Below are 14,356 nucleotides of genomic sequence, written 5' to 3'. Positions count from 1 at the left end.
GGGACAAAGTAGGCTGAGCACATGCCCGAACGCCGTACCGTCGCACTTGTCACCCTAGGCTGCGCTCGCAACGAGGTGGACTCGGAGGAGCTCGCAGGCCGTCTGGCGGCGGACGGCTGGGAGCTCGTCGCGGAGGCCGCCGACGCGGATGTCGCCGTCGTCAACACCTGCGGCTTCGTTGAGGCCGCCAAGAAGGACTCCGTGGACGCCCTGCTGGAGGCCAACGACCTCAAGGCGGAGGCCTCCGGGGGCGGTGCCCGCACGCAGGCCGTCGTCGCCGTGGGCTGCATGGCCGAGCGGTACGGCAAGGAGCTCGCCGCGGCGCTGCCCGAGGCCGACGGCGTCCTCGGCTTCGACGACTACGCCGACATCTCCGACCGTCTGCAGACCATCCTCGCCGGCGGCGTCCACGCCTCGCACACCCCACGGGACCGCCGGAAGCTGCTGCCCATCAGCCCCGCCGAGCGGCAGAGCGCCGAGGTGGCGCTGCCCGGCCACGGAGCGGCCCCGGCCCCCGCGGCGGAGGACCTGCCCCCGGGGGTCGCGCCCGCCTCCGGGCCGCGCGCACCGCTCCGCCGACGCCTGGACGACAGCCCCGTCGCCTCCGTCAAGCTGGCCTCCGGCTGCGACCGGCGCTGCTCGTTCTGCGCCATCCCCGCCTTCCGCGGCTCCTTCATCTCCCGCCGTCCCGCGGATGTGCTGGGGGAGACCCGCTGGCTCGCCGGACAGGGGGTCAAGGAGGTCATGCTGGTCTCCGAGAACAACACCTCCTACGGCAAGGACCTGGGCGACATCCGGCTGCTGGAGACACTGCTGCCGGAGCTCGCGGAGGTCGACGGCATCGAGCGGATCCGGGTCAGCTATCTGCAGCCCGCCGAGATGCGTCCCGGCCTGATCGACGTCCTCACCTCCACCCCGAAGGTGGCCCCCTACTTCGACCTGTCCTTCCAGCACTCGGCGCCCGGCGTGCTGCGCGCGATGCGCCGCTTCGGGGACACCGACCGCTTCCTGGAACTGCTCGGCGCGATCCGCTCCCGGGCCCCGCAGGCCGGCGCGCGGTCCAACTTCATCGTCGGCTTCCCCGGCGAGACCGAGGCGGACCTCGCCGAGCTGGAGCGCTTCCTCACCGAGGCCCGGCTGGACGCCATCGGCGTCTTCGGGTACTCCGACGAGGAGGGGACCGAGGCGGTGACCTACCCGGGCAAGCTGGACGAGGACACCATCGGCGAACGCCTGGCCCACATCTCCCGGCTCGCGGAGGAGCTGACGGCGCAGCGCGCCGAGGAGCGGCTCGGCGAGACGGTGCACGTCCTCGTCGAGTCCGTGGACGGCGAGGAGGGGGCGGTCGGCCGCGCCGCGCACCAGGCGCCGGAGACCGACGGCCAGATCCTCCTCACGGACTCCCGCGGGCTCGCGCCCGGACGTATGGTCGAAGCGAAGGTGGTGGCGACCGAGGGCGTGGACCTCGTCGCCGAACCGTCCCCCGCTCTCGGCGGGGAGACGCCGTCCGGCGGGGCACGCTGTACCGAGGAGGCGGGCACATGACCGGAGTACCCGCCTCCGCGGCGGGCGGTCAGGGGCGGGCCCAGGCCCGGACCGGAGTGGCGGCGGGCGCGACGGCGGTGGCCGTGCGCCAGGCCGGGCTCTGGAACATCGCCAACGTCCTGACCATGGTGCGGCTGCTCCTCGTCCCCGGCTTCGTCCTCCTCCTGCTGCACAACGGCGGCTACGACCCGGTCTGGCGCTCCTTCGCCTGGGCGGCGTTCGCCGTCGCCATGATCACCGACCTCTTCGACGGCCAGCTGGCCCGGCGGTACAACCTCGTCACCGATTTCGGCAAGATCGCCGACCCGATAGCCGACAAGGCGATCATGGGTGCGGCGCTGATCTGCCTCTCCGCCCTCTCGGACCTCCCCTGGTGGGTGACCGGTCTGATCCTCTTCCGTGAGCTCGGCATCACGGTCCTGCGGTTCTGGGTGATCCGGCACGGCGTCATCCCGGCCAGCCGGGGCGGCAAGCTGAAGACCCTGGCGCAGGGCACCGCGGTGGGGATGTACGTCCTCGTGCTCACCGGGCCGCTGGCCACGCTCCGCTTCTGGATGATGGCGGTGGCCGTGCTGCTCACCGTCGTGACCGGGCTCGACTACGTGCGGCAGGCCGTCGTCCTGCGCCGCGCCGGGCTGGCGCGGGAGCGCGAGGACGCCGCCGCGCGGACGGCGGCCGGGGGCGCGGGCCGGTGAACGACACCGCCGCCGCCGACGTACTGGAATCGATGGCAGCGCGCGGGGAGACGCTGGCCGTGGCGGAGTCGCTCACGGGCGGCCTCGTGGCGGCCGAGCTGACCGGAGTACCGGGGGCCTCACGGGTCCTCAGGGGGGCGGTGACCGCTTATGCGACGGAGCTCAAGCACACCCTGCTGGGCGTGGACGGGGCTCTGCTGGCCGAGCGCGGCGCGGTGGACGCGGAGGTCGCCCGGCAGATGGCCGGGGGCGTACGGCGGCTGCTGGGCGCCGACTGGGGGATCGCGACCACCGGTGTCGCCGGGCCCGATCCGCAGGACGGGCAGCCGGTCGGCACGGTGTACGTGGCGGTGGCCGGCCCCGGCGGGAGCGTCCGGGCCCGGCTGCTGCGGGCGGCCGGGGACCGTGCGGGAATCCGCCGGGAGAGCGTCCGGGGGGTCCTCGGGATGTTGCGGGAAGAACTGGCCGGAAATGCGCGGGCACAGAATAGGGAACACCGCGGGGGGAATTGATGTTTGCAGCCCTGAGTGAACACGTCATCGCTCCCCGCACGGCTGCCGTCCGAGGCGGTACGGTGGGGCGAGAAGGATCCGGATCCGAGGTCCGAGGAGGGAGCCACCGATGATTCTGCTCCGTCGCCTGCTGGGTGACGTGCTGCGTCGGCAGCGCCAGCGCCAGGGCCGAACCCTGCGCGAGGTCTCCTCGTCGGCGCGGGTCTCCCTCGGCTATCTCTCAGAGGTCGAGCGGGGGCAGAAGGAGGCTTCCTCCGAACTGCTCTCCGCCATCTGCGATGCGCTGGACGTGCGAATGTCGCAGGTCATGCGTGAGGTGAGCGACGAACTGTCGCTCGCCGAGCTGGCGCAGTCGGCGGCGGACGAGACCGTGCCGGCGCCGATGCGGCCGATGCTCAATTCGGTTTCGGTGACGTCCGTGACGGGCGTCCCGGAGGAGCGCGTAACGATCAAGGCGCCGACGGAGGCCGTCGACGTCGTCGCTGCCTGACGACCCAGCCGGCCCCCTTTCCGCAAGCCCCGTACGGTCCGCCGTCCGGGGCTTGCGGCGTTCCCGGCGGTGCCCGTGACTCCACGCACCCCGGATGTGACTCGCGTCACTTGACAGCGGCGGGTTTCCCGCACATGCCTCCGGCCCGGGGGGTATGCGATGGTGGAGAAGGGTTGATCGGACGAAGCAGGAGGAATCACATGTCTGTCGTCAAGAGCCCGCTGGCCGACGAGGGCGACCGCCGCGTGGTCGCGGATGCTCTCCAGGGCGCCCTGGTGGATCTGGTCGATCTCTCGCTGGTGGCCAAGCAGGTGCACTGGAACGTGGTGGGCCCCCGGTTCCGCTCCGTACACCTCCAGCTCGACGAGGTCGTGGACACCGCTCGGGAGCACGCGGACATCATGGCCGAGCGGGCCGCCGCCCTGGGCATCTCCCCGGACGGCCGGGCCGAGACCGTGGCCAAGACCAGCGGTCTCGACACTGTCAAGGAGACCTGGATCAGGGACACCGACGCGGTCCAGACGCTCGTGGAGGCGCTCGGCTCCGTCATCACGCGGATGCGGGAGCGGGTCGAGGCCACGGACAAGCCGGACCCCGTCACCCAGGACATGATCATCGCGGTGACGGGCGAACTGGAGAAGCACCGCTGGATGTTCCAGGCCGAGGACGCGGAGGGCCTGGGAGCCTGACCGGCTTCCGGTTGCCCGCTCCGCCGTCGGACGGCGGAGCGGTGCCGTCCGTACCCGCCGGCCGGAGGAGGCGGTCACCGTGCTGCGAGAGCCCCGGATAGGCGCGCCGGGTGCGATACCCGGCGCCGCGCGTGCCCGGCCGGGCTCCTTGCCCGGCGTCCGGCCGGGCACGATAACCGGCGCGATACCCGGCGCGGTGCGCGCCCTCCCCGCCGCCGTGCGCTGGACGCTGGCCCTGGCGGTGGCCGGAGTGTGGTGGTGGGCGGTGCTGCGCCTGGCGCTCTCACCGGCCCGCGCCGGAGCCGTTGAGGCGGCGGTCGCGGCGGGCGGCTGGGGCCTGGGGCTGCTGCCGGTCCACTGCGCCGCGCCGGGAGCGGCGGAGGGCCGCCGCTCCCGGCGCGCGGGCGGGGGCCGGGGCGGGGAGGCGGGAACGCCGCTCGGGGGAGACGCGGGGGTGAGCAGGCACCGCGGACGCGGGACGGTTCACGGATACGGACCGGGCTGGCAGCGCGGACACCAGTAGGTGTCGCGTTCCCGTCCGGACTCGCCCTGTCCGGCGGTACGGACCGGGGTGCCGCAGCGCAGGCAGGGCTTGCCCTCTCGTCCGTACACCCACAGCTGCCGGTCCCGGCGCGGATCCGCCGTGGTGACACGGGAGGCACGGGCCTTGTTGAGGTCCAGGAGCTTCGCCGCGAGCGCGATCAGGCGGGCGGGCGACGGGACCTCCCCGACCGGCAGCCAGGGGGAGAGGCGGAGCATGAAGCACAGCTCCGACTTGTAGACATTGCCGAGACCGGCGAGATTGCGCTGGTCGAGCAGGGCCTCGCCGAGCGGCCGGGCCGGGTCGGCGAGCAGCCGCCGGCGGGCCTCCTCCGGATCCCAGCCGGGGCCGAGCGGGTCCGGGCCGAGATGGCCGACCACGGTGTCCTCGTCGCCGGTGCGGAGCAGGTCCAGGACCGGCAGCCGGTAGCCGACGGCCGTCCGGGCCGCCGTGCCGAGGATCGCGCGGATCTCGTGCTCCGGACCGCCGCGCGGCCGCTCCCCGGCGGCGAAGACCCGCCAGGCTCCGTCCATCCGCAGATGGGAGTGGAGCGTCAGGCCGCCCTCGAACCGGCTCAGCAGATGCTTCCCGCGCGGCACGACCTCCAGCACACGGCGGCCGGAGAGATCGGCGGTGGCGAGCTTCGGCACCCGGAGGTCGCAGCGGACGAGCCTGTCGCCGGCCAGGGCTTCGTGCAGGCGCCGGGCCGTCCGCCAGACGGTGTCTCCTTCGGGCATACCGCCATGATGCCCCGGGGCGGCGGGGCGCGGCGCACCCGTCCGGGAGACCCCGGCCGGGGAGCCGGGCCCGCGCTTTCCGCGGGGGCGGCGCTCTCAGCGGGGGCGGAGCCGCAGACCGCGCGGGGAGGCGTGGAAGCCCGCCGTCTCCAGGGCCCGGCCGACGGGGGAGCCGAGAGCCGGGACGCCGTTGGCCCGCTCCACGGTGACGGTGCCCAGCGCACCCCCTCGGGCCGCTTCCGCCAGGGCCTCCGCCGCCAGATGGAGCCGGGCGTCACTCTCCTCACCGCCGGCCACCTCGCCGGACCAGGCGAGCAGTGTCTTGCCGCCGCGCTCCACATAGAGCACCAGCCGCCCGTCGACCAGCACCACCAGGGCTCCGGCCTTCCGGCCCGGACGGTGGCCGGCGCCGTCGGGGGGTTCGGGCCAGGGCAGGGCGGCACCGTAGGCGTTGGCGGGGTCGGCGGCCGCCAGCAGCACGGCCCTGCCCCGGCTGCCCGGGGTGTCCCCGCGGTCCGCGGGGGCGCCCGGGAAGGCCGGGCGCTCCGCGGCGCTCCGCTCCCGTGCCGTGGCGATGGCACGGAGCCGGTCCACGGCGCCGTCCATGGCGAACTGCGCGGCCCCCAGCCCTTCGACCACATAGCCGCGCCGCGCCTTGCCGGTGTCCTCGAAGGCGGCCAGCACGCGGTAGGCCGCGGAGAAGCCGCCCTCGACACCCTCGGCGGCGACCGCGCCACGGGTGACCACGCCGTGCCGGTCCAGCAGTGTCTGCGCGAGGGCGTGGGCCCGGTGGGTGGGGTCGTGCTCCGGCTCCGGCAGCAGTGACCACCGGCCGGCGACGGTCGGCGGGCCGCCCGGCGAGGCCGGCCGGCCGGTGCGGCCGGGGAAGGCGCCGTACCGGCCGCGGGGGACCGGGCGCCGGGCGCGGTGGGCGGTGGCGCCCGCGGTGCGGCCGGAACCGAGCAGCGAGCGCAGCGGCGCGAGGGTGTCGTTGGTGAGCCGGCCGGACCAGGCGAGGTCCCAGACGGCGTCGGCCAGTTGGGCGTCCGTCGCGTCGGGGTGGCCGGCCGACCGGACCCGGTCGGCGAGCTGGCGGAAGAAGAGTCCGTACCCCCCGGACAGGGCCTGGAGGACGGCCTCGTGGAGCGGGCCCCCGTCGAACGGCAGCGGGGCGGGGAGGAGGAGCGGCGCCACGTCGGCGAGGTACAGCGACAGCCAGCCGTCCTTGCCGGGCAGGGCCCCGGCGCCCGCCCAGACGATCTCCCCGGCGGCCGTCAGTTCGTCGAGCATCCCCGGGGCGTAGCCGGCGACCCGGGAGGGCAGGACGAGCTTCTCCAGCGCGGAGGCGGGGACGGGCGCGCCCTGCAACTGCTCCACGGTGCGCACCAGTCCGTCGATACCGCGCAGCCCGCGGGTGCCCACCTGCTGCCACTGGGGCAGGAAGGAGCCGAGCGCGGCCGGCGGCACCGGCTCCAGCTCCCGGCGCAGCGCGGCCAGGGAACGGCGGCGCAGCCGCCGCAGCACCCCGCTGTCGCACCACTCCTGTCCGGCGCCGGCCGGGTGGAACTCGCCCTGGACGAGGCGGCCGTCGGCGGCAAGCCGCCGCAGGGCGCCCTCGGTGACGGCGGGGCCGAGACCGAAGCGCTCCGCGGCCGCGGCGGAGGTGAACGGACCGTGGGTGCGGGCGTAGCGGGCGAGGAGGTCGCCGAGCGGGTCCTTCACCGGTTCCGTGAAGGCCTCCGGCACGCCGACGGGCAGGGCCGTGCCCAGGGCGTCGCGGAGCCGTCCCGCGTCCTCCACCGCCGCCCAGTGCTCCGTCCCGGCGATCCGTACCCGGATGGCGCGCCGGGCGTCGGCCAGTTCCTCCGCCCAGCCGGGCTCGGCGCCGCGCTCGGCCAGTTCGGCGCCGGTGACCGGGCCGAGGAGGCGGAGCAGATCGGCGACGCTCTCCGGGTCCTTGGCGCGGCGGTCCTCCGTCAGCCACTGCAGCTCGCGCTCCAGGCTCTCCAGCACCTCGGCGTCGAGGAGTTCGCGCAGCTCGGCCCGGCCCAGCAGTTCGGCCAGCAGCCGGGAGTCGAGGGAGAGCGCGGCGGCCCGGCGCTCGGCGAGCGGGGAGTCGCCCTCGTAGAGGTACTGCGCGACATAGCCGAAGAGGAGGGAACGGGCGAAGGGGGAGGGCTCGGGGGTGGTGACCTCGACGAGCCGGACCCGGCGGGCCTCGATGTCGCCCATGAGTTCGGTGAGGCCCGGAACGTCGAAGACGTCCTGCAGGCACTCGCGGACGGCCTCCAGCACGATCGGGAAGGAACCGAACTCGGATGCCACCTGCAGCAGTTGGGAGGCTCGCTGGCGCTGCTGCCAGAGCGGGGTGCGCTTGCCCGGGTCGCGGCGCGGCAGCAGCAGGGCGCGGGCGGCGCACTCGCGGAAGCGGGCGGCGAACAGCGCCGAGCCGCCGACCTGGTCGGTGACGATCCGGTTGACGTCCTCCCGGTCGAAGACGACGTCGGCCGCCCCGGCCGGCGGCTGCTCCGGATCGGACCACCCCGGGAAGGGCGGTGCGCCGTCCGGGCCGTCGCTCCCGGGGCCGGGCTCCATGTCGAGCAGGCCGAGCCCCATCATCTCGGCGTCGGGCAGCCGGAGCACGATGCCGTCGTCGGCGTGCATCACCTGGGCGTCCATGCCGAAGCGCTCCGTCAGCCGGGCGCCGAGCGCCAGCGCCCACGGAGCGTGCACCTGGGCGCCGAAGGGGGAGTGCACGACGACGCGCCAGTCGCCCAGCTCGTCGCGGAAGCGCTCCACGACGATCGTGCGGTCGTCGGGGACGTGGCCGCAGGCCTTCCGCTGTTCCTCCAGATAGGCCAGCAGGTTCTCGGCCGCCAGCGTGTCCAGTCCGGCGGAGGCGAGCCGCGACCGGGCCTCCCCGGGGGCCAGGGCGCCGATCTCGCGGAGGAACGCGCCGAGCGCCCGGCCGAGTTCGAGCGGACGGCCGAGCTGGTCGCCCTTCCAGAACGGCAGCCGCCCGGGCACCCCCGGCGCGGGGGAGACGAGGACCCGGTCGCGGGTGATGTCCTCGATGCGCCAGGTGGTGGTGCCGAGGGTGAAGACGTCGCCCACCCGCGACTCGTACACCATCTCCTCGTCGAGTTCGCCCACCCGTCGCCCGGTCTTCGGGTCGCCGCCGGCGAGGAAGACCCCGAAGAGGCCGCGGTCCGGGATGGTGCCGCCGGAGGTCACGGCGAGCCGCTGCGCGCCCGGCCGGCCGCTGACCGTCCCGGCGACGCGGTCCCACACCAGCCGGGGCCGCAGCTCGGCGAAGGCGTCGGACGGATAGCGGCCCGCGAGCATGTCCAGGACGGAGGTGTAGGCCGACTCGGGGAGCGCGGCGAAGGGCGCGGCGCGCCGGACCACGGCCAGCAGTTCCTCGACATCCCAGGCGTCCATGGACGTCATGGCCACGATCTGCTGGGCCAGCACGTCCAGCGGGTTCGCCGGGACGCGCAGCGCCTCGATGGCGCCCGAGCGCATCCGTTCCGTCACCACGGCCGACTGGACCAGGTCGCCGCGGTACTTGGGGAAGACCACACCGGTGGAGACCGCGCCCACCTGGTGCCCGGCCCGGCCGACGCGCTGGAGTCCGGAGGCGACCGAGGGCGGGGACTCGACCTGGACGACCAGGTCCACCGCGCCCATGTCGATGCCCAGTTCGAGACTGGAGGTGGCGACGACGGCGGGCAGCCGGCCCGCCTTGAGATCCTCCTCCACCTGCGCCCGCTGCTCCTTGGAGACGGAGCCGTGGTGCGCGCGGGCCAGCACCGCAGGCGCGCCCCGGGCGGCGCCGGAGCCGCCCATCAGCTCGGCGGGGGAGTGGTCCTCGGGCACCGGCTCACCCGTGGCCCGTTCGTAGGCGATCTCGTTGAGCCGGTTGCAGAGCCGCTCCGCGAGCCGCCGGGAGTTGACGAACACGATCGTGGACCGGTGGGCCTGGACCAGATCGGCGATCCGCTCCTCGACATGCGGCCAGATCGACGGCCGCTCCGCCGCCCCGCCCTCCGCGGCGTCCCGGGCCGGGGCACCGCCCAGCTCGCCGAGATCCTCCACGGGAACGACCACCGAGAGGTCGAACTCCTTGTCGGCGGCCGGCTGGACGATCTCCACCCGGCGCTGTGGTGAGAGATAGCGCGCCACCTCCTCCACCGGGCGGACGGTGGCGGACAGGCCGATCCGGCGCGCGGGGCGGGGCAGCAGCTCGTCCAGCCGCTCCAGGGAGAGCGCGAGATGGGCGCCGCGCTTGGTGCCGGCGACGGCGTGCACCTCGTCGAGGATCACCGTCTCCACGCCGGACAGGGCCTCCCGCGCGGCGGAGGTCAGCATGAGGAAGAGCGACTCGGGGGTGGTGATGAGGATGTCCGGCGGGCGGTTGGCCAGCGAGCGGCGCTCGGCGGCCGGGGTGTCCCCGGAACGGATGCCGACCCGCACCTCCGGTTCCGGCAGCCCCAGCCGGACGGCCTCGTGCCGGATGCCGGTGAGCGGGCTGCGGAGATTGCGCTCCACGTCCACCGCGAGGGCCTTCAGGGGTGAGATGTACAGCACCCGGCAGCGCTTCTTCACCTCGGCGGGCGGGGGCGTGCTCGCCAGCCGGTCCAGGGCGGCCAGAAAGGCGGCGAGCGTCTTGCCCGAGCCGGTCGGGGCGACCACCAGGACGTCCGAGCCCGCGCCGATCGCCCGCCAGGCGCCCGCCTGCGCGGCGGTGGGCGCGGTGAAGGCCCCCGAGAACCAGGCGCGGGTGGCGGGGGAGAAGGCGTCGAGGGCCGGGGCGGCCGGGTCGTGCGGCATGTCCCCATCGTGCACCCCGGTACCGACAAACGCGGCGTCCGCGCTGGTGGGAGGCTCCCGCCCGGGGAACGGACACCCGGCCGGCGACAGGCACAATGGCCGGTATGCGGGAGAACGGGCACGCCCGGCACCGGCGGCATCCACGGCTGCGCGGTGCCGGTCCGACCGGGGGCCGCACCGGCCGGGGCGGCCGCCGCCGTCGGCTCCGCGGACCAGCCGCATCCGGGCCGGCACGTCACCCGGATCGCCGGGGTGCCCCCGGGCGCGTACCGCCGGGAACGGGCGCGCCCGCGCCCCCGGGTACCGCAAGAACGTCCAGGACGGGACCGGACGCCGCTCCGTAACGTGCGGGGCGTGGAAGAAACGAGACCAACGGTGGACATGACGGAGACCGCGGGAACCGCGGACGGGCACGGTACGCAACGGGCCGACGGGGACCGGACGGCCTCCGTGCCGCGCTCCGACAGGGCAGTCGTGCGGGACGCGCTCGGCGTGGGCGTCGCCGTGGGGCTGTCCGGCTTCGCCTTCGGGGTGACCTCCGCGGGAGCGGGGCTCACCCTGCTCCAGACCTGCGCCCTCAGCCTGCTCGTCTTCACCGGTGCGTCGCAGTTCGCCCTCGTCGGCGCGCTCGCGTCGGGCGGCAATCCGTACACGGCCGCGGCCGGGGCGTTCTTCCTCGGGGTGCGCAACGCCTTCTACGGGCTGCGGCTGTCGGAGCTGCTGCACGTCCCCCGCGCCCTGCGGCCGTTCGCCGCCCAGTGGGTCATCGACGAGACCGCCGCGGTCGCCCTCGCCCAGTCCGGGCGGCGCGCGGTGCGGATCGGCTTCGCCGTCACCGGGGCCACCCTCTACGTGCTGTGGAACCTGACCACCCTGCTCGGCGCGCTCGGCGCCGCGGCACTGGGCGATCCCCGGGCGTGGGGCCTGGACGCCGCGGGCCCGGCGGTCTTCCTGGCCCTGCTCGCGCCGATGCTGAGGACGGCGACCGAACGCGCGGTGGCCGGCCTGGCGGTGGTGCTGGTCCTCGTCGGTATGCCCCTGCTGCCCGCCGGGGTGCCGGTGCTCGTCGCGGCGCTGGCCGCGCCGGTCGTCCTGGCGCTGCGCGGCCGGGTCCCGGCCCGCGGGGGGAAGGGGCACGGCCGGTGAACGTCTGGATCGCCATCGGCCTGACCACGGCCGGCTGCTATCTCGTCAAACTGCTCGGGCTGTCGGTGCCCGCCGGCGCGCTGGAACGGCCGGCCGTCAAGCGGCTGGCCGCCCTGCTGCCCATCGCGCTGCTGGCCGCGCTCACCGCGCAGCAGACCTTCGGCGAGGGCGCCGCCCTGGTCCTCGACGCCAGGGCGGCGGGAGTCGCCGCCGCGGCGCTGGCGCTGCTGCTGCGGGCTCCGTTCCTGGTGGTCGTGGGGGCAGCCGTCCTGGTGACCGCGGCGGTGCGTACGCTGACCGGCTGACGGTCCGGCCGGGGCCGCGGCGCGGAGGCGGGAGGGATACTGGACCCATGCGGTTGACGGTCTTCTGGCAGCGGATGGCGGATCACTTCGGTGAGGCGTACGCCGACTCCTTCGCGCGCGATCATGTGATGTCCGAGCTCGGCGGGAGGACGGTGTACGAGGCGCTGGAGGCGGGCTGGAACGCCAAGGACGTGTGGCGGGCCGTCTGCGCCGCCATGGACGTCCCCGCCGAGCGGCGCTGACCCCCGGCCCCGGATCGGCTCCGGGCGGCACGGGCGTCCCCCGGATGGGTCAGACTGGCTCCGTGGCAGCGAACGACGAACAACCCGGTGGCGCCCCGGTACCCGGACCGCGCCCTGTCCCCGCCGACAGGCCCCCCGTACGCGGTGGCGAGCGGATGCCCGCCTGGCTGCCGCGCGCCGTCGCCCTGGTGTTCGCCGCCTATGCCGTCTTCCTGCTGGCGAGCTGGGCGTTCCAGCAGCTCACCGGGCTGCTGGTGAACATCCTGATCGCGTTCTTCCTGGGACTGGCGATCGAACCGGCCGTGGACCGCATGGCGGACCGCGGGATGCGCCGGGGCCTGGCGACCGCCCTGGTGTTCCTCGGGATCGTCGTGTCCGTGGCCGGGTTCGTCACCCTGCTCGGCTCGATGCTCGCCGGCCAGATCGTCACCATGGTCGAGAACATCCCGGCCTATCTCGACTCGGTGATCCGCTGGAGCAACAAGACCTTCGGCACCAGCGTCTCGCGGCTGGAGGTGCAGGACAGCCTGCTCAAGTCCGACTGGCTGCAGAAGTACGTGCAGAACAGCGCGGGCGGGGTGCTGGACGTGTCGGCGCAGGTGCTCGGCGGCCTGTTCATGACGCTCACCGTGGCGCTGTTCTCCTTCTACTTCGCCGCCGACGGCCCGCGGCTGCGCCGGGCCGTGTGCTCCATGCTGCCGCCGGCCAAGCAGGCCGAGGTGCTGCGGGCCTGGGACATCGCGGTCGCCAAGACCGGCGGCTACCTCTACTCGCGCGGCCTGATGGCCCTGGTCTCCGGCGGCGCGCACTACGTGCTGCTGGAGATCCTCGGGGTGCCGTACGCCCCGGCCCTGGCCATCTGGGTGGGGCTGGTCTCGCAGTTCATCCCGGCGATCGGCACCTATCTGGCGGGTGCGCTGCCGATCCTGCTGGCGTTCACCGTCAACCCCTGGTACGCGCTGTGGGTGCTCGTCTTCGTCGTGATCTACCAGCAGCTGGAGAACTACATCCTGCAGCCGCGGATCACGGCCCGGACCGTGGACATCCACCCGGCCGTCGCCTTCGGTTCGGTCATCGGCGGCGCCGCGCTGCTGGGAGCCGTCGGCGCGCTGATCGCCATCCCGGCGACCGCCACTCTGCAGGCGTTCCTGTCGGCGTATGTGAAGCGGTACGACGTCACCGACCATCCGCGGGTGCGCGGCCGGCGGCCGGTGCGGGAGCGGGGTGCCTCGGCTCTCTCCCGGATACGCCGGTCGCTGCGCGGCGGGCGGCCGGCGGAGGACCGGGACGGCTGAGGGGGAGGGGCGGCGCGGGCCCCGCCCGGGTGCGCGCCGCGCGGACGGTCGGTCGGCTTGACACTAAAATCGAACATCCATTCAGATGGATGGCCCGGCCGGGTTTTCCACAGCCCGGACGGCGACGGGGCGCGTTGTCAGTGCCAGGCGTTAGCGTCATGGACGTGAAGCGATCGACTCAAGCAAACCGGGTGGAACCCATGGCAGCAGGATCCGACCGCGAGAAGGCGCTGGACGCCGCACTCGCACAGATTGAACGGCAATTCGGCAAAGGCGCCGTCATGCGCCTCGGCGACCGGCCGAACGACCCCATCGAGGTCATCCCCACCGGGTCGACCGCTCTCGACGTGGCGCTGGGGGTCGGTGGTCTGCCGCGCGGCCGGGTCGTCGAGGTGTACGGCCCGGAGTCCTCCGGCAAGACGACCCTCACGCTGCACGCGGTGGCCAACGCCCAGAAGGCGGGCGGCACCGTCGCCTTCGTCGACGCGGAGCACGCGCTCGACCCGGAGTACGCCAAGGCCCTGGGCGTCGACACGGACAACCTCATCCTCTCCCAGCCGGACACCGGCGAGCAGGCGCTGGAGATCGTGGACATGCTGGTCCGCTCCGGCGCCCTCGACCTGATCGTCATCGACTCCGTGGCGGCCCTGGTGCCGCGCGCGGAGATCGAGGGCGAGATGGGGGACTCGCACGTCGGCCTCCAGGCCCGGCTGATGAGCCAGGCGCTCCGCAAGATCACCAGCGCGCTGAACCAGTCCAAGACCACCGCGATCTTCATCAACCAGCTCCGCGAGAAGATCGGTGTGATGTTCGGCTCACCGGAGACCACCACCGGTGGCCGGGCGCTGAAGTTCTACGCCTCGGTGCGGATCGACATCCGCCGGATCGAGACCCTGAAGGACGGCACCGACGCGGTCGGCAACCGCACCCGGTGCAAGGTCGTGAAGAACAAGGTCGCGCCGCCCTTCAAGCAGGCCGAGTTCGACATCCTCTACGGCGAGGGCATCAGCCGCGAGGGCGGGCTGATCGACATGGGCGTCGAGCACGGCTTCGTCCGCAAGTCCGGTGCCTGGTACACCTACGAGGGCGACCAGCTGGGGCAGGGCAAGGAGAACGCCCGGAAGTTCCTCAAGGACAACCCGGACCTGGGCAACGAGATCGAGAAGAAGATCAAGGAGAAGCTGGGGGTCGGGGTGCGCCCGGAGGCCCCGTCCGCGGAGCCCGGCGCGGACGCGGCGGGAGCCCCGGCCGAGCCGGTGAAGGCGGTGCCCGCCCCGGCTGCCAAGGCGACCAGGGCCTCCAAGGCCGCTGCCGCCAAGAGCTAGT

Annotated in this window: 13 protein-coding genes; 11 read left to right on the top strand and 2 right to left on the bottom strand. The window is 74.2% G+C overall.

Translation table 11 applies throughout. From position 1 onward, the window contains the following. Nucleotides 1–21: 21 nt before the first annotated feature. The 6 genes from rimO to SXIN_RS07635 all read left to right on the top strand — a co-directional run bounded on the left by rimO (nucleotide 22) and on the right by SXIN_RS07635 (nucleotide 4,454). The gene (gene rimO, locus SXIN_RS07660) at nucleotides 22–1,545 is read left to right on the top strand and encodes a 30S ribosomal protein S12 methylthiotransferase RimO (RefSeq protein ID WP_050930902.1); all 1,524 of its coding nucleotides are present in this window, start codon (nucleotides 22–24) and stop codon (nucleotides 1,543–1,545) included. Continuing rightward, complete coding sequence (pgsA, locus tag SXIN_RS07655) at nucleotides 1,542–2,240, top strand: CDP-diacylglycerol--glycerol-3-phosphate 3-phosphatidyltransferase (RefSeq protein WP_019709747.1); 699 nt, start codon at nucleotides 1,542–1,544, stop codon at nucleotides 2,238–2,240. Before rimO ends, pgsA begins: the two co-directional genes overlap by 4 nt. Nucleotides 2,241–2,272: 32 nt before the next feature. Next, nucleotides 2,273–2,752, top strand: coding sequence for a CinA family protein (locus SXIN_RS07650; protein ID WP_039822027.1), 480 nt, complete (start codon nucleotides 2,273–2,275; stop codon nucleotides 2,750–2,752). Between the two features lie 109 nt (nucleotides 2,753–2,861). Beyond that, nucleotides 2,862–3,242, top strand: coding sequence for a helix-turn-helix domain-containing protein (locus tag SXIN_RS07645; RefSeq protein WP_019709745.1), 381 nt, complete (start codon nucleotides 2,862–2,864; stop codon nucleotides 3,240–3,242). Between the two features lie 200 nt (nucleotides 3,243–3,442). Beyond that, a complete protein-coding gene (locus SXIN_RS07640) occupies nucleotides 3,443–3,931 on the top strand; it encodes a Dps family protein (RefSeq protein WP_019709744.1) in 489 nt (162 codons plus the stop codon). Nucleotides 3,932–4,127: 196 nt separating this feature from the next. Further along, complete coding sequence (locus SXIN_RS07635) at nucleotides 4,128–4,454, top strand: hypothetical protein (RefSeq protein WP_238153705.1); 327 nt, start codon at nucleotides 4,128–4,130, stop codon at nucleotides 4,452–4,454. On the opposite strand, the gene SXIN_RS07630 is transcribed toward SXIN_RS07635, so the two are convergent. Together SXIN_RS07630 and SXIN_RS07625 are read right to left on the bottom strand one after the other, a co-directional pair. Then, nucleotides 4,415–5,209 (bottom strand): Fpg/Nei family DNA glycosylase, encoded by a 795-nt coding sequence (locus tag SXIN_RS07630; protein ID WP_019706100.1) that lies wholly within the window; start codon nucleotides 5,207–5,209, stop codon nucleotides 4,415–4,417. The two genes, SXIN_RS07635 and SXIN_RS07630, sit on opposite strands and share 40 nt — an antisense overlap. Before the next feature lie 96 nt (nucleotides 5,210–5,305). Next, nucleotides 5,306–10,042: a DEAD/DEAH box helicase gene (locus SXIN_RS07625; protein ID WP_095756773.1), complete on the bottom strand. Its 4,737-nt coding sequence runs from the start codon at nucleotides 10,040–10,042 to the stop codon at nucleotides 5,306–5,308. A 381-nt stretch (nucleotides 10,043–10,423) separates the two neighbouring features. Between SXIN_RS07625 and SXIN_RS07620 the strand changes: the two genes are divergently transcribed. The 5 genes from SXIN_RS07620 (at nucleotide 10,424) to recA (ending at nucleotide 14,355) form a co-directional block, all read left to right on the top strand. Then, entirely contained in the window at nucleotides 10,424–11,188 is a 765-nt protein-coding gene (locus SXIN_RS07620) for an AzlC family ABC transporter permease (protein WP_095757963.1), read from the top strand. Continuing rightward, nucleotides 11,185–11,493 (top strand): AzlD domain-containing protein, encoded by a 309-nt coding sequence (locus tag SXIN_RS07615; protein WP_019709741.1) that lies wholly within the window; start codon nucleotides 11,185–11,187, stop codon nucleotides 11,491–11,493. Before SXIN_RS07620 ends, SXIN_RS07615 begins: the two co-directional genes overlap by 4 nt. 47 nt (nucleotides 11,494–11,540) lie before the next feature. Then, complete coding sequence (locus tag SXIN_RS07610) at nucleotides 11,541–11,735, top strand: DUF3046 domain-containing protein (RefSeq protein WP_019709740.1); 195 nt, start codon at nucleotides 11,541–11,543, stop codon at nucleotides 11,733–11,735. A 62-nt stretch (nucleotides 11,736–11,797) separates the two neighbouring features. Then, on the top strand, nucleotides 11,798–13,030 hold the full coding sequence (locus SXIN_RS07605; protein ID WP_238153703.1) for an AI-2E family transporter: 1,233 nt from the start codon (nucleotides 11,798–11,800) through the stop codon (nucleotides 13,028–13,030). 191 nt (nucleotides 13,031–13,221) lie between these two features. Further along, a complete protein-coding gene (gene recA, locus SXIN_RS07600) occupies nucleotides 13,222–14,355 on the top strand; it encodes a recombinase RecA (RefSeq protein ID WP_039822008.1) in 1,134 nt (377 codons plus the stop codon). Nucleotide 14,356: the final 1 nt, after the last annotated feature.

The organism is Streptomyces xinghaiensis S187 (assembly GCF_000220705.2).
Classification (GTDB): Bacteria; Actinomycetota; Actinomycetes; order Streptomycetales; family Streptomycetaceae; genus Streptomyces; species Streptomyces xinghaiensis.
This window is presented reverse-complemented; position numbering and strand designations above follow the sequence as displayed.

What these genes read in the sequence shown, in the direction of transcription:
- SXIN_RS07630 (WP_019706100.1), bottom strand. Translation starts at nt 5,209, where the DNA reads ATGCCCGAAGGAGACACCGTCTGGCGGACGGCCCGGCGCCTGCACGAA.
- SXIN_RS07620 (WP_095757963.1), top strand. Translation starts at nt 10,424, where the DNA reads ATGACGGAGACCGCGGGAACCGCGGACGGGCACGGTACGCAACGGGCC.
- SXIN_RS07645 (WP_019709745.1), top strand. Translation starts at nt 2,862, where the DNA reads ATGATTCTGCTCCGTCGCCTGCTGGGTGACGTGCTGCGTCGGCAGCGC.
- SXIN_RS07610 (WP_019709740.1), top strand. Translation starts at nt 11,541, where the DNA reads ATGCGGTTGACGGTCTTCTGGCAGCGGATGGCGGATCACTTCGGTGAG.
- rimO (WP_050930902.1), top strand. Translation starts at nt 22, where the DNA reads ATGCCCGAACGCCGTACCGTCGCACTTGTCACCCTAGGCTGCGCTCGC.
- SXIN_RS07625 (WP_095756773.1), bottom strand. Translation starts at nt 10,042, where the DNA reads ATGCCGCACGACCCGGCCGCCCCGGCCCTCGACGCCTTCTCCCCCGCC.
- SXIN_RS07640 (WP_019709744.1), top strand. Translation starts at nt 3,443, where the DNA reads ATGTCTGTCGTCAAGAGCCCGCTGGCCGACGAGGGCGACCGCCGCGTG.
- pgsA (WP_019709747.1), top strand. Translation starts at nt 1,542, where the DNA reads ATGACCGGAGTACCCGCCTCCGCGGCGGGCGGTCAGGGGCGGGCCCAG.
- SXIN_RS07650 (WP_039822027.1), top strand. Translation starts at nt 2,273, where the DNA reads ATGGCAGCGCGCGGGGAGACGCTGGCCGTGGCGGAGTCGCTCACGGGC.